This window comes from Campylobacter ureolyticus (assembly GCF_027277485.1).
Lineage (GTDB): Bacteria > Campylobacterota > Campylobacteria > Campylobacterales > Campylobacteraceae > Campylobacter_B > Campylobacter_B ureolyticus_B.
This window is the reverse complement of record NZ_JAPXGQ010000009.1, coordinates 34,060-48,562: the sequence shown is the minus strand read 5'-3', so window position 1 is coordinate 48,562 and position 14,503 is coordinate 34,060. Positions and strand designations below refer to the sequence as shown.

Here is a 14,503-nt window from a genome sequence, read left to right as displayed (position 1 = left end):
GAAATGAAAATAGTTTGTTTGGACGCCCTTACTTTAGGTGATATTGATTTAAGTATATTTAATAAATTTGGTGAGTTTAAAAGTTATGATAATACTTCAAATTTAGACCCTAATTTAGTAATTGAGAGATTAAAAGATGCTGATATTGTGGTAGTAAATAAGGTTTTAATAACAAAAGAAATTATGCAAAAAACAAATTTAAAGTTGATTTGTATAAGTGCAACTGGGATGAATAATGTCGATTTAAAAGCCGCAAAAGAGCTTAAAATAGAGGTAAAAAATGTTGCAGGATACTCAACAAATAGTGTTATTCAGCAAACTTTTGCAAGCTTGTTTACACTTTTAAACAACACAATTTTTTATAATGATTATGTAAAAAGTGGTAACTGGGCAAAAAGTGAAATTTTTACAAATTTAGATAAGCCAATAGTTGAAATTTATGGTAAAAAATTTGGAATCATCGGTCTTGGAGAAATTGGTCAAGGCGTTGCAAGAATAGCAAAAAGCTTTGGTGCAGAAGTTGCATACTACTCAACAAGTGGCAAAAATAAAAATGATGAGTTTAAGAGTATTTCACTAGATGAAATGCTTAAAAACTTTGATATTATATCAATTCATGCTCCGCTTAATGAAAATACAAAAAATCTAATTGGCGAAAACGAGCTTAATAAAATGAAAAATGGTGCTGTTTTAATGAACTTTGGAAGAGGTGGAATAGTTGATGAAAAAGCTCTTGCTAAGGCTGTTGATGAAAAAGATATAAAAGCTATTTTGGACGTGCTTGAAGTTGAGCCAATGATTAAAAACCATCCACTTTTAAATGTCAAAAATAAAAATAATGTTTTAATAACTCCGCATGTTGCATGGGGAAGTAAAACAGCTAGAGATTTGCTTATTAAAAAAATATCTTTAAATATAGAAAATTTTTTAAAAAATAGATAGATAAATTTGTTTTATCTATCATTATTTGTTAATAAAACCTTAATTTTATTATGCTAAACTTAACAAATTAAATTAATTATATTATCAAGAGGACTTTAAGAAATGTTATTAAATTTTGCACAAGAAAAAGCTGTAAATTATGCACACAATAAGATGCAAAAAGCTCTTTACAAAAGTCTAAACATAGACATTACAAATGAAAATATAGAAAAAATTCCAAGCAAAGATAAAAAATATATGCTTTATGCACATGTGCCATTTTGTCACGTTTTTTGTCCATATTGTTCATTTCATAAATATAAATTTGACGCAAATTTATGTAAGGATTATTTTGTAAATTTAAGAGAAGAACTAAAACAAATAAAAGAAGCTGGTTATGATTTTACTTCGATGTATGTGGGTGGTGGAACTACTTTAATAGATGAAGATGAACTTTTAAAAACTCTAGATTTAGCAAAAAATCTTTTTAGTATAGAAGAAATTTCGTCAGAAAGTGATCCAAACCACATTGAGCCAAAAACTTTAGAAAGATTTAAAGGTTATATTGATAGGCTAAGTGTTGGAGTTCAAAGCTTTGATAATGATATATTAAAAAAAGTTTCAAGATATAATAAATTTGGATCACAAGAGGTTTTAATAGAAAAATTAAGCCATGCAATTGATGTTCTTCCAACTTTAAGTTTGGATTTAATTTTTAATTTTCCATTTCAAACAAAAGAACAACTTTTAAGTGACATAAATATAGCTAAAAAACTTGCTCCACAGCAAATTACATTTTATCCATTAATGAAATCTCCTATCACAAGAGAGGCGATTGCTAAGACTTTAGGAGTTAGTGATGATGATAGGGAGTGGGAATTTTACAAAATTATAAAAGAAGAGTTTAAGCACTATCATGCAAGTAATGCTTGGGCATTTTCTAAACAAAATGCAAATCTTGTTGATGAATATGTTGGCTCAAATGCTGAGTATGTTGGTGTTGGAAGTGGAGCATTTAGCTTTTTAAATGGCAGACTTTTGGTAAATGCTTTTAATTTACAGGAGTATTCTAATAGAATAAAATCTAAAAAAAGTCCTGTTATTGCTGTTTGTGATTTTAGTAAAAAAGAAAAAATTCAATATGTATTTTTGACAAAACTCTTTGACGGAAGTGTTGATATCGCTAGCTTTAATGCTCAAAATGAAACAAACCTTAAAAAAGAGCTATTTTTAGAAATAAATTTATTAAAACTTGTAAATGCTATTTACGAAGAAAACGGAGTCTTAAAACCAACTGAGTTTGGGAGCTATCTTGCAATGGTTTTAATGAAAGAGTTTTATACTGGCATGGATAAAGTAAGAGCTGCATTTAGAGATGATGCAAAAGTAAAATCAAGTAAAAAACTAAGAGTTATGGAGTATGATAACGATCTAAAGGTTGGTGAAGATAAAATTGCCACAGCATAATTTTAAAATATATTAATCTTACATTTAAATTTAAAAATGAAGCATCTTTTCAATATGTTTTGATATAATTAATGAAAATTTATTCTAAAGATAGAAAATGATAGTTAAGCTCAAAAAAGATGTTGGGGGGGGGTTCGCCTAAAAAGTGATTATGATAAGCTTGGCATACGTCTTGCTATGATTATCACTCTTTTGTTATGTGGCGAAAAACTTAATGTAGATGAGCTTGCAGATGAGTTTAATGTCACAACTAGAACCATTAGAACAGATTTAAATAAAAGGCTTATTCATCTTCCTATCGTCTGTAAAAATGGCAGATATTTTTTATCAGATAATTCAAATTTAAAAAACTATGACTTTATAAATTTTAGTAAAAAAAGCGGAGTTTTTGGACTTTATCCAAGCATCGACAACTTAAACGAGGATAATTTTGTAAAAGGTTTTAACTATGAAAAGATAGATAAAAACTTTTTTGATAAAATTCAAAACGCTATTGCAGACAATCAAACATTAAATTTCACATATAATAACAAAAATAGAGATGTCAATCCCTATAAACTTATAAATTTAAACGGTATTTGGTATCTTATAGCAACTGACGGCGATATTATAAAAAATTTCTCACTAGGAAAAATATCAAATTTACAAATCTCAAAGCATTTTCATAAAAATGCAAAAATAACAAAATTTATTGAGGACAATCACCAAACTTTCATCTCAATAAACCCAGTAAATATAAAACTAAAAGTCGATAAACAAATAAAAGAATTTATAACAAGAAGAGCTATTTTTCCAAATCAACAAACCATCAAAGAGCTTGAAGATGGAGATATCATCATCGAGACAAAGGCTAGTTTTATACCGGATATTTTGGGAATTATAAGCTATTGGATACCGCATATTAGCATTTTAGAACCACTTTACTTAAAAGACGAGTTATTAAAAAATATAAAAAATTATTTAAAAAAGGAGAAACAATGTTTTTAAATCAGTTGGAAGACGATTCAAAACAGGCATTTTTGGATTTGGCTTTGATTTGTGCTAAGGCCGATGAAAATTTAGACAATAAAGAAGCAGAAATTTTAGAAATTTACTGCGACGAAATGGGGATTGTTAAGCCTACAAAGACCTATAAGGCAGATTATATTGTGGATTTGTATGAAAATGATATTGAAAAATACAAACAAGAATTGACAGATATTTTTAGACATTTTACTATGACGGAGCTATTTATAGTTTATTTTGAGTTATTTGCGATGATTTATGCGGATAATTCTTTTGATGAGATTGAAAAGGATATTATTCTTAAGCTTAAAGAAAATATTTTAAGTGGCAATAATATGCCAACTCTTATTCTTTCTACTAGTAGAGTGCCTCATAACACCGGAGAAGTTCTTTTGCCAGTTTTAGAAAATAGTGCAAGAGCTTTAGTATCTCAAATGGATATGCTTAAATTAATTAAAAAGGATATATGATGTTTTTAAATAAATTTAAAGATGACAAGCTAAAAGAAAATTTTATAAAGCTTGCTGGAATCATTTATGATGATAGCAATATTATTGAGAACTATATTTGTGAAAGTGGTTTATCTCTTGATGTAAGTGAGATTTCAGATGAATGCGAAGATATCTTATCTTTAAAAGATGATAAAGATGAATTTGAAGATGAAATTTTAGATCTATTAGAAAATGCTGATATTAATTTTTATATTGAGTTTTTGATGCTCATAAATCTAATCCCTAGCAAGCTTACAAATGATATAAAAAGCAGTTTAGAAGAGAAGTTAAATTTATCAGATGAAAAGATCATGACACTTAACAATTGGGCTATAAATACAGCTTCGCATATAAATAATGCAGTAAAAATCATAAGTAGTGTTAAAAGCTAGATTTGTGTTTGAGTGTGATAAATGTGGTCTTTGTTGTCGGCACATTAAGGACATAAAAGAGTTAGAAAATTTTATACTTGATGATGAAAGTTGCATAAATTTAGATAAAACTTCAAATTTATGCAAAATTTATGACAAAAGACCTGATATTTGCAGAGTTGATGAGATGTTTGAAAAGGTTTTTTACAAATTTATGAGTAAAGAAGAGTATCTGAATTTAAACGCCTCGTCTTGTGAAAAATTAAAAGAAATTTATAATAAAGGATAAAAAATGCCATTACCATTTGTACCACTAGCAGCTGTATTATTTACAGCAACTAACGTTGTAATAGGAGCTAAAAAAGGATATGATGCCATACAAGATAGCGGAGAAGCAAAAAGATTAAATAGAAGAGCAGAAGAAGTCTTTGAAGAAAGTCAAAAAAGTTTAGACGATCAAAGAAAAAAAACAAACAGTGATATTAAAGAATTTGGCGAGTATAAAATAGAAATTTTTAACTCTGTTCTTTTAAGGTATTTTAATATTTTCGAAAAAATTAAAAATATTGAATTTGAAAATAGTGTTTTTAAAGATGATGATTTTGTAGTAGATATGAAAGAATTTGAAAAATTAAAAACAGATGTTTTAAATATTAAAAATGTCATAGGTGGTGGAGTTGCAAGTCTAGGAGCTGGTGCATTAGCTGGATTTGGTGCATATGGTGGAGTTGGGCTTTTGGCAACTGCATCAACTGGTACTGCAATAAGCACTTTAAGTGGAGCTGCTGCTACAAATGCAACTCTTGCATGGCTTGGTGGTGGCTCTCTTGCAAGTGGTGGTCTTGGAATGGCTGGCGGAACTATGGTTTTGGGTGGCCTTGTAGCAGGACCTGCTCTTGCCGTGGCTGGTTGGGTTATGGCTTCAAGTGCTGAAAAAGCAAAAAATGATGCTTATACAAATTTAAACAAAGCAAGGGCTATTGAAGAGAGCAATAAAACTATTATTTTGCAATTAGAAAAAGTTTCCAAGCTAACAGATAGATTAAAAAATACCATAGAAAAATTAGTTTTTTATTTTAATACAATGATAAATAATTTAGATGCTTTAGTTGATAAAAACGATAACTATAAAGCATATGATGAAAAAGAAAAAACTCTCGTTCATCACTCACTTCTTATGGCGCAAAGTATTAAAAATTTAATCAGTGTTCCTTTGATGGATGAAAAAGGAGAAATAGAAATAGAAGCAAGAAAAACAAGGAGAAAAGCTGAAAGAATGCTTGAAAAAATTATTGAAATAGATGAAAAATATAAATAATAAGTGGCTTTTGCCACTTATAAATTTACAAGGAATTCAAAATGTCAAAACCAATTTATGAAGAAGTTATAGATGAGATAGGAACGCAAACGCTAGCTAGAATTGGCTTAAATATTTTTAGTTTTAGCACTTATAATGCTTATGGTGCAAGTGTAACTATGACGAATGATGTTTTTTATTCATTAGGAACAAATAAAACAAAAGATACAAAGCGCGGGGATGCTTTTGAAATTTTACACACAGGGACGCAAAATATTTTATACGGATTTAAAAAAAGTGAAAATAAAGTTTATACAACCGATAGGCTTTACCAAATAAAAAAAGTGCAAGAGATAGATAAACAAATTAGAGCTGGTGGTCATAGTGGCAATAATAAGCTTCCAAAATATTATAATTTTATAAAAGAAAATTATCCAGATGAAGTTAAAAATATGGATTTTGAATCAGATGAAATACAAAATCTTACTATGTGTGGAAACTATAAAGGAAATGAATTACAAAACCATGAATCAACCGACTGTGTAACCATTAATGAAAAAAATGGAAAAATAATAAAAAAGGAACAGCTCAAAACAACAAAAAATACAGAAAAAGAATTTTTTAGAGGTCCAAACCCCATAAAAAATGATGATGGAACAAAAACATACATAGTTCATGATGATGGAAGTAAAATTCATAAATATATAGAAAATAATGATAATATAACAGTTCCATTTGACGAACATAAATATCATCGAGAAAATTTAGAAGAAATAATTAATGATCCAAAAACCGATCCAGAAAAGAAAGAAGCTGCGAAACTAGCTCTTGAAAAGCTTAATAAAAGTAATGTAAACAGGCTAATGTGTGATAACCCAAAAACCACGGCTATTTTAACTCAAAGTGCGGTTGCAAGTTCTCATATAGTCTCAGTTGGCACAAGTGATGGCGTTGTAGTTGCTTTAAGCACGCTTGCAAATGGAACAATCTATGAAATAAAAGATATGTTTAGCGAAAATGGAGAAAAAATTTCCATAACTCAAAGATTAAAAAGACTTATAAATAAAGTCATTGAAGCTTTTAAAAGCACATTTAAAAGAGGTGCTGGGTTTGGTGGTGTTGATGCTATTGTTGGGGTTTTATCTCAAATTTTTAAATCAATTTCAGTTAAAATCAAATATATTTGGAAGAATTTAAGAAGTTCAGCAAAATCAATATATAACGCTATTTATGACTTTATAACCGGTAAAACTAAAACATATAGAGATTTAGTAAGTGCTATTATAAAAGCTTTATTTTCTTTTACTACAATTATTTCATCTATTGGTCTTGAATCTAAAATAGAAGCTGTTTTATCGCCTATCATAACACCTATGATTGCATCTTTTGTAGCACCTGTTTTAGCCATAGTTGTTGGAGCTTTTGCTGTGGTACTTGGAACAAGAGCTATTGATTCTGCTATAAATTCTTTATTCGGAGTTTATGCAGATTTAATAAAAAGCAGAGAAAGAAGAGTTGAAATAGAAAAAGTTATAGATGAGTTTTTACCACAACTCGTAGAAGATAACGAAAAGCTTGAAACTCTTATAAAAACAAAATTTAAAGATATGAAGTTAAAACTTGATAGCTCATTTGCCGATTTGCAAAATGCAATCATTAGTTCAAATTCAACTTTGTTTATAAATAGTTTGGTGCAAATCAATGGAGTTTATGGTCAGAAGTTAAAGTATGTTAACTTTGAAGAGTTTGACCAAGTAATGCTTAGCGATAATGCGATAAAAATTTAAAAAGGCAAAAAATAAAAAAATATTTTGTTTGATAGTTCAAATTTTAAAGCCTATTTGGGCTTTTATCGAAAGACATTAATTTTATGTGGGGTTTTGGTTTTATTAATATTTGGTGGTAGTTTTAAGCTTGGATTTTTTGACTTTATAAAAAAAGCGGAAAGACAAGTATGGAAGTAAGTCTTCGAGGAAGTAAAAAAATCGATACGCTATTTACATCTTTTGCTTATGTGCCAATTATTGTTTTTAAAGATAAGTTTACTCTATTTTCAGATGATCCTAATATGGCAGATGGTTATTGTCTTAGACGTTATGAAGTTGGACTTGGTTACAAAAATATTTATGAAATTTTCAAAAAATATGAAAATGATATTTGTCAAAATGACAACATTGAAAATTTGCCAAGTCCACAAATCCAGTTTCATCAGAAATTTATGGAAAATATACAAGATCAGAGTGTGATTCATATGATATAAAAGAGGTAAATGGCACAAAAAGTGACATAGAAATAAGAAGACATATATATCAAAATTATGGAAATTCTATATCAAAAAATGGTAAAAATATGTTGATGACATTTTTGAAAAATTATTGCTCTAATAATATTCAGACAAGTCAAAATGAGACAAAGGATAATTTATGAGATTTAGATTATGTTTATTTTTAATAATTTCTTTTTTAATTACAGGCTGTTTTAATAGTGAAGAAAATGAGGCTTTAACGCAAAAACTAAATTCTCAAATTTTAAAAGATATGGGATATTTGTCAAATTTAGAAGCTTTTTATGGGATTGACTTTACAAATACAAGTAAAAATTTAATAAGAAGCAATGATTTTTATGTAAGAGTTGATGATGTTAGGATATTTTACGGATATCCACTTGATAAGATAAAAGTAAAAGTCTATGGCAGTGATAAAAAAACACTTTATGTAAAACTTCCAAGACCAGAGCAGATTTCAATAGATAGAAGAATAGCACATTTAAAAACAAGAAGAGAAAAATATGCCCCAATTGATGAAAATGGAACTGAGTTCGATGTAGAAAAAAAGATGTTGGAGGCTTTAAATTCAACTTTGCGAAAATATGAACCAAAAATGCTTGAAATGACACAAAACATCTCAAAAGAATATTTTGAAATGATAGCAAAAAATAATAATATGGATTTAAAACTTGAGCTTGAATATCGTGAATAAACTAATAATTATTTAAATCCCAGTCAATCGGGCTTTTTTCAAGCTTTTTTAAAATTTCATTTGTTTTTGAAAAATGTTTGCAACCAAAAAAACCACCTCTTGCCAAAGGGCTTGGGTGTGGGGCTGTTAGAATAAAATGTTTATTTTGGTCTATTAAATTTGCTTTATTTTTAGCAAAATTACCCCATAGCAAAAAAATAACTCCATTTTTTTTATCACTTATTTTTTTTATCACTGCATCGCTAAATAGATGCCAGCCAAAGTCTTTGTGTGAGTTTGGCTTACCTTTTTCAACGCTTAAACTCGCATTTAAAAGTAAAACTCCTTGTTTTGCCCAATATGTTAAATCTCCACTATTTGGTTCACTTATGCCTAAATCATCATAAATTTCTTTATAAATATTAATTAGGCTTGGTGGAATTTTTACACCTTTTGGAACTGAAAAGCTAAGCCCCATTGCTTGATTGTCTCCGTGATACGGATCTTGTCCTAAAATAACAACTTTTACTTTCTCAAATGGTGTTAGATTAAACGCGTTAAATATCAAATTTGATGGTGGAAAAACAGTAGCTTGTTTTTTTGAAATAATTAAATTTGCTTTTAAATTTTCAAAATATGGTGATAAAAACTCATCTTTTAAAGCTTCTTTCCAGCTTTTTTCTATTTTAACATTTTCAAGTAAAATACTCATTTTATAGGCCTATTTCCCATTTTTGAATGTTCTAAAAACTTAGTTAAAATTTCTTTTTCTAAATCATAAAGCTCATATCTTGCATTTTTAAAAACTTGTGAATTGTCTAAATCAATAAGTTTAAAAATTTCTTCTAAAACTCTTGCACTTTCTTGTGAGCGTTTTAAATTCGCAGTTAAAACGGAGCTTAAATCTTTTCTTTGGAGTTCTAAATCTATCGATTTTTTAAGCACATCGAGATTTGTATCGCGGGAATTTAAACAATTTATTTGTAATTTTAAACTCTTTAAATTTCCTAAATGTCGTAAGTTTTTAAGCTTTAAAGAAAGCTCTTTATCGTTAAAAATATATCTTTGTATATCTTCAACAACTCTGATACCTTCTTTAAAGCGGTTTAAATTCGCATCAATTATGCGATAAATTTTAGTCTCTATTTAAAATTCCTAAAATATTTAAAAGTGAAATAAATAAATTTAATATGTTTAGATACATGCCAACAGCTGCCATAATAGGAGAATCATATCTTCCTCTTATGATATTTTGTGTATCAAAAAGTATGTACATACTAAATAAAATCGCACTTACTGATGAAATTCCAAGTGAAAGCATTGTGCTTTTGAATAAAAATAGATTTAAAAGTCCAGCAACTATCACGCCTAAAAGCACAAAAAATAGTGGCTTTGACCAAGAGCTAAAATCAGCTTTTGCATTTATAGCATAAAGTGTAAGTCCGCCAAAAGCAACTGCTGTCATAACAAAAGCTTGTGTGACTACATGTCCTGCACCAGCTCCAACATACATGCTTAAAACAGGTCCTAAAAAAAGTCCTGTGACAAAAGTAAAAGCAAAAAGCAATCCAAGAGCAAGTCCTCTCATGCCTCTTTTATCAGCAAAACTCATACCAAAAAGCATAATAAGCTCAACTGCTAAAAATAAAATTGAAAGCATAGGACTTCTTGGAATTCCTGCATTCATCCCTACAAACGCTCCTGCAACAGCTGCAATTAATGAAGCCGCAATTAGTTTATAAGTATCTTTTATAAAAGTACTTAATTCCGAACCTTGCTCGAGTGAATGCTCTATACTTTGAGAATCTTGTACATAATCTCTATCGTATAAACTCATATTTTCTCCTTTTTAATTTTTATATTGATTTTATCAAAAACTCAGTAAATAAAATCTAAATTTAAATTTATTATATAAAAGTAAGTTTAAATTTTATATCTGTTTTTAAATTTAAGGTAGAATAACAAAAATCTTTATTTAAGGAAAAAATTTTGGATAATTTGGAAAATTCAAATGTGGTAAAAGGCGGAATAGAGTTTATGGAGAAGTACTTTAAGGAAAATGCTGAACTTTTTAAAACTTTAAAAGATAGCCAAACTCCACATACACTTTTTATTGGATGTTCTGACTCAAGAGTTGTGCCAAATCTTATAACAAATACAAAACCAGGTGAGATGTTTGTTATAAGAAATATAGCAAATATCATACCAAAATATAGGGTTAGCGATGAGTTTTTAGCCACAACTTCAGCCATTGAGTATGCTTTGTATATTTTAAACATAAAAGATATTATTATTTGTGGGCATAGTAATTGTGGTGGTTGTGCGGCACTTTACTACGATGAGAGCAAATTTGATAAAACACCGAATGTTAAAACTTGGCTCAAGTCTTTGGACAACGTTAAAGCTCAAGTTGAGGCGTTAGGACTTAGCAATTTGAAGAAAAAAGCATGGTTTGTTGAGAGATTAAATATAGTAAACTCGATTGACAACCTTTTAACTTATCCAGGTGTAAAAGAGGGCGTTAAGCTTGGAAAGATAAGAATTTATGGCTGGCATTATATCATAGAAACTGGTTCTTTGTTTAGTTATGATATGGTAACAAAGGACTTTGAATTATTAAATGAAGGGAGTGATTATGAAAAAATTTATAACGAAATTTTTGCTGATAACTAGTATTTTTTTACTTGGTTTACAAGCAAAAAATACAGATTTGCCGAAAGTTGATGAGGTTTTGACCGAAGCAAATCAAACCGAGGCAAATAAAACTGAAGAAGTTAAGCAAAACTCGGTATTAAGTGGTATTATAAAACAAAGCACAGAGCAAATTTCAGAAGAAAATAAAACCGCTGAAAAAGAAAGACTTGTTGAGTTTTTAACTGATGGGAAAGAGGCAAATAAAAGCGATAATGAAATCGCAGTTGCTGAGCTCATAGCCGAAAAAGCGGTAAATTCGCCAAAAAAACCTGATAATTCTAACAAGCAAAGTTTAGGCGATATAGTTAAAGAGATAAAAGATATAAATATAAAAATAGATCTTTTAAAAGCTTCTGATGATTCGAATAAAACAGCCGATGAGGTCTCTAGCTTACAAAGAACAAAAGAGAGTTTGCTTTTGCATATACCATCTGCTATTACAAGCCAAACAGTTGATGAAGCAGCTTTAATAGCATATCTTACAAATAAAAAAGATTTAAATAAAAAATTATCAAAACTACAAAACAGAAAAAATTCATTTGACTATTTTGATACGAATTTAAGTCTTACTGCCATAGAAATTGGTGAAAATTTTTACTCATCTTTGCTAAGACTTGAGTATATGTTTAAAGAGGGCAAAAAAGAAAGCGAGATAAAAAAACTTATCCAAGATACGCTTTTAAATTTGCAAATTAAAGATTTTTCAAATATAAAAAATAAGATAAATGAGCTTAATATAAAAGATGATCAAAATACTACACTTAATAAAAAATATTCAAATTTAATATCAAATCAAAAAACTTATGAAGAAATTTTAAGTTATCTTTCAAAAAATACAAATTTATTAACTGGAAATGCTCTTTTTGTTGGATTAAATTTAAAATTTATAATTGATTATATTAACGACTTATCGCCTTTTGAAGCAAGTGCTATAAATTTGGGAAAAATAATTCCAATTATTTTAATAATGGTTCTTTTATTTTCAATAAGGCGATTTTTAGCAAATATCATCTATTTTGTTTTTACACTCTTTAATAAAAATAAAGAAAAAAACATAGAGATAAAAACACAAGTTGTTGATCTTATCAAAAAACCACTTGGTGTTTTATTGATAGCTTATGGCGTTGATATTTGTTTGAGTATTTTTTACTATCCAAGCCCTGTTCCGCTGATATTTAATAAAGCCTTTGGAGTAATTTTTATTCTTCTATACTCTTGGCTTATTATTGAAATTATTAATGGTTACGGAATTATAATAATTAGCAAATTAGCCAAAAAAAGCAGTAGAAAAGAAGTGCTAAATTTAGTTGTTAAAATTTTATATATCGTTGTTATCATAGTTGCATTTTTACTTATTTTAACCAAAATGGGGATAAATGTTTCAGCCATTGTTGCTTCACTTGGAATAGGTGGTTTGGCTGTTGCTTTGGCAACTAAAGATATTATTGCAAATTTATTTGCTTCAATTATGGTTTTATTTGATAACTCATTTTCTCAAGGAGATTGGATAGTTGTAGGTAATGTTGAGGGAACTGTTGTTGAAACAGGGCTAAGAAAAACAACTATTAGAACTTTTGATAACTCTTTAGTCTTTGTTCCAAACTCAAAAATTATTGATAATAATATAATAAACTGGAGTAGAAGAAAAGTTGGAAGACAGATAAAAATGTTTTTAGGTCTAAATTATGCAACGCCTCCGCATATGGTTGAGCAAGTTATAAAAGAGATAAAAGAGATGCTTTATACTCATCCAGGCATTGCAAATCCTACAAAAAAAGATGCATTAAATGATATGAGATTTAAATATAGACAAAGCATTGTTTCATTGGATGATTTAGCAGGATATAAAAATAATTTATTTGTAACACTCGATAAATTTGATGATTCATCTATAAATATTATGATTTATTGTTTTACTAAAAGTGTTGTTTGGGCTGAATTTTTGGACGTTAAACAAGATGTTATGATAAAAATGATGAAAATTTTAGAAAAACATAAAGTCGGATTTGCCTTCCCCTCTAAAAGCATCTACATAGAAGAAACTCCTATGCTTAAAGATATTATTTCAGTTAAGGATAATGGCGATAAAGCCACAGAAGCAAAACAGATCGATGTAGATGATAAAAATGATAAAAATATTGACAAAAAATAGTTGAAATTTTGAAAAAAAATAGTAAAATTACAAGGCTTTAATTAGTTAAAGCCTATTTTTACTAAGGAGATAAGTATGAGAGACGACTTTGAAGATGACTTCGACCCAAGTGAAGATTTTGATGAAGATCTTTACGATGATGAAGAAAATTGGGGAGATTTGGATGATGATGAGTTTGTTTACGACAAAGACGATTATACTTTTGATGATGAATACTAAAAAATGCTAAATTTTTGCAGATTGTAATAATACAAAATAACTCTTATTTACAATCTGCTTACTTTTTTGTTACTTTAAAACAATATAATGATTTTAAATTTTATATTAAAGGATAAAAAATGTTAAAACTTAGAGTTCTTCCGTTTTGTGCAAAAAGCAATGCAGTAGTTAGTGAACAAACCTGTAATTTTCACCATGGAAAACATCACAACACTTATGTTAATAATTTCAATAATCTTGTAAAAGATAGTGAGTTTAAAGATGCTTGTTTTTATGATATTTTAACAAAAGCAAAAGGTGGTCTTTTTAATAATGCAGCTCAAGTTTATAATCACGATTTTTACTGGGATTGTATAGCTAAAAAATCAGATATTAGTGATGAGTTAAAAAAAGCTTTAGATGAAAATTTTAACGATTTTAAAGCCGAGTTTTTAAAAGCAGCTACAACATTATTTGGTTCTGGTTGGTGCTGGTTGGCTTATGATCCAAACTCAAAAAAACTTGAAATTATTCAAACTTCAAATGCAGCAACACCTGTAACTGATGGAAAAATTCCACTTTTGGTTGTTGATGTTTGGGAGCATGCATATTATCTTGATACTCAAAATGCAAGACCTGCATATCTAGAGAAATTTTATGAGAATATTAACTGGGAATTTGTATCACAAGCTTATGAGTGGGCTTTAAAAGAAGGTGTTAATTCAGTTAAATTTTATATAAAAGACATTCACCCAGAACTTGCTAAAAAAAGTTGTGGCTGTTCATGCAACGCTTAATTTAATTAAAATACTTTAAATTTTGAAGCCCATTTTGGGCTTCAAAATTTGCTTAATAAAACTTAACATATTTAAAAATAAAATTTTGTATTTTCATCCTTAAAATTGTTTTTATAAAATTATCTCTTTTATTATTTTAAAATTTTATTATTT

Annotated in this window: 17 protein-coding genes; 14 read left to right on the top strand and 3 right to left on the bottom strand. The window is 28.4% G+C overall.

Going from position 1 to position 14,503, the window contains the following annotated elements; translation table 11 throughout:
* Nucleotides 1–3 precede the first annotated feature (3 nt).
* The 10 genes from O6B72_RS06320 (at nucleotide 4) to O6B72_RS06275 (ending at nucleotide 8,530) form a co-directional block, all read left to right on the top strand.
* The gene (locus tag O6B72_RS06320; RefSeq protein ID WP_269492597.1) at nucleotides 4–942 is read left to right on the top strand and encodes a D-2-hydroxyacid dehydrogenase; all 939 of its coding nucleotides are present in this window, start codon (nucleotides 4–6) and stop codon (nucleotides 940–942) included.
* Nucleotides 943–1,044: 102 nt separating this feature from the next.
* Entirely contained in the window at nucleotides 1,045–2,388 is a 1,344-nt protein-coding gene (locus O6B72_RS06315) for a coproporphyrinogen III oxidase family protein (protein ID WP_269492596.1), read from the top strand.
* Nucleotides 2,389–2,565: 177 nt separating this feature from the next.
* Nucleotides 2,566–3,375 carry a helix-turn-helix transcriptional regulator gene (locus O6B72_RS06310; protein ID WP_269492595.1) on the top strand — a complete coding sequence of 270 codons (810 nt, stop codon included), beginning with the start codon at nucleotides 2,566–2,568 and terminating at the stop codon, nucleotides 3,373–3,375.
* A complete protein-coding gene (locus O6B72_RS06305) occupies nucleotides 3,366–3,863 on the top strand; it encodes a hypothetical protein (RefSeq protein WP_269492594.1) in 498 nt (165 codons plus the stop codon). The genes O6B72_RS06310 and O6B72_RS06305 overlap by 10 nt, the downstream gene beginning before the upstream one ends.
* A complete protein-coding gene (locus tag O6B72_RS06300) occupies nucleotides 3,863–4,276 on the top strand; it encodes a hypothetical protein (RefSeq protein WP_244079427.1) in 414 nt (137 codons plus the stop codon). The genes O6B72_RS06305 and O6B72_RS06300 overlap by 1 nt, the downstream gene beginning before the upstream one ends.
* A 4-nt stretch (nucleotides 4,277–4,280) precedes the next feature.
* Entirely contained in the window at nucleotides 4,281–4,544 is a 264-nt protein-coding gene (locus O6B72_RS06295) for a YkgJ family cysteine cluster protein (RefSeq protein WP_269492593.1), read from the top strand.
* 3 nt (nucleotides 4,545–4,547) lie between these two features.
* On the top strand, nucleotides 4,548–5,573 hold the full coding sequence (locus O6B72_RS06290; protein ID WP_269492592.1) for a hypothetical protein: 1,026 nt from the start codon (nucleotides 4,548–4,550) through the stop codon (nucleotides 5,571–5,573).
* A gap of 41 nt (nucleotides 5,574–5,614) precedes the next feature.
* Nucleotides 5,615–7,339, top strand: a complete 1,725-nt coding sequence (locus tag O6B72_RS06285; protein ID WP_269492591.1) for a phage tail family protein — start codon at nucleotides 5,615–5,617, stop codon at nucleotides 7,337–7,339.
* A gap of 167 nt (nucleotides 7,340–7,506) precedes the next feature.
* On the top strand, nucleotides 7,507–7,812 hold the full coding sequence (locus tag O6B72_RS06280) for a hypothetical protein (RefSeq protein WP_269492590.1): 306 nt from the start codon (nucleotides 7,507–7,509) through the stop codon (nucleotides 7,810–7,812).
* A gap of 163 nt (nucleotides 7,813–7,975) precedes the next feature.
* The gene (locus O6B72_RS06275; protein ID WP_269492589.1) at nucleotides 7,976–8,530 is read left to right on the top strand and encodes a hypothetical protein; all 555 of its coding nucleotides are present in this window, start codon (nucleotides 7,976–7,978) and stop codon (nucleotides 8,528–8,530) included.
* Nucleotide 8,531: 1 nt separating this feature from the next.
* Here the strand turns inward: O6B72_RS06275 and ung are convergent, their stop codons facing one another.
* Genes ung through O6B72_RS06260 form a run of 3 tightly spaced genes read right to left on the bottom strand, consistent with a single transcriptional unit; the run spans nucleotide 8,532 to nucleotide 10,346 of the window.
* Nucleotides 8,532–9,221, bottom strand: a complete 690-nt coding sequence (ung, locus tag O6B72_RS06270) for a uracil-DNA glycosylase (protein ID WP_269492588.1) — start codon at nucleotides 9,219–9,221, stop codon at nucleotides 8,532–8,534.
* Nucleotides 9,218–9,631 (bottom strand): thiamine-phosphate pyrophosphorylase, encoded by a 414-nt coding sequence (locus tag O6B72_RS06265; RefSeq protein ID WP_373567020.1) that lies wholly within the window; start codon nucleotides 9,629–9,631, stop codon nucleotides 9,218–9,220. The genes ung and O6B72_RS06265 overlap by 4 nt, the downstream gene beginning before the upstream one ends.
* Before the next feature lie 13 nt (nucleotides 9,632–9,644).
* Complete coding sequence (locus O6B72_RS06260) at nucleotides 9,645–10,346, bottom strand: Bax inhibitor-1/YccA family protein (RefSeq protein WP_269492587.1); 702 nt, start codon at nucleotides 10,344–10,346, stop codon at nucleotides 9,645–9,647.
* Between the two features lie 200 nt (nucleotides 10,347–10,546).
* Between O6B72_RS06260 and O6B72_RS06255 the strand changes: the two genes are divergently transcribed.
* The 4 genes from O6B72_RS06255 to sodB all read left to right on the top strand — a co-directional run bounded on the left by O6B72_RS06255 (nucleotide 10,547) and on the right by sodB (nucleotide 14,350).
* The gene (locus O6B72_RS06255) at nucleotides 10,547–11,182 is read left to right on the top strand and encodes a carbonic anhydrase (RefSeq protein WP_051483958.1); all 636 of its coding nucleotides are present in this window, start codon (nucleotides 10,547–10,549) and stop codon (nucleotides 11,180–11,182) included.
* Nucleotides 11,145–13,355 carry a mechanosensitive ion channel family protein gene (locus O6B72_RS06250; protein WP_269492586.1) on the top strand — a complete coding sequence of 737 codons (2,211 nt, stop codon included), beginning with the start codon at nucleotides 11,145–11,147 and terminating at the stop codon, nucleotides 13,353–13,355. The genes O6B72_RS06255 and O6B72_RS06250 overlap by 38 nt, the downstream gene beginning before the upstream one ends.
* A gap of 75 nt (nucleotides 13,356–13,430) precedes the next feature.
* Complete coding sequence (locus O6B72_RS06245) at nucleotides 13,431–13,574, top strand: hypothetical protein (protein WP_018713610.1); 144 nt, start codon at nucleotides 13,431–13,433, stop codon at nucleotides 13,572–13,574.
* A 119-nt stretch (nucleotides 13,575–13,693) separates the two neighbouring features.
* Nucleotides 13,694–14,350 (top strand): superoxide dismutase [Fe], encoded by a 657-nt coding sequence (sodB, locus tag O6B72_RS06240; protein WP_018713609.1) that lies wholly within the window; start codon nucleotides 13,694–13,696, stop codon nucleotides 14,348–14,350.
* The last annotated feature ends 153 nt before the right edge of the window (nucleotides 14,351–14,503 follow it).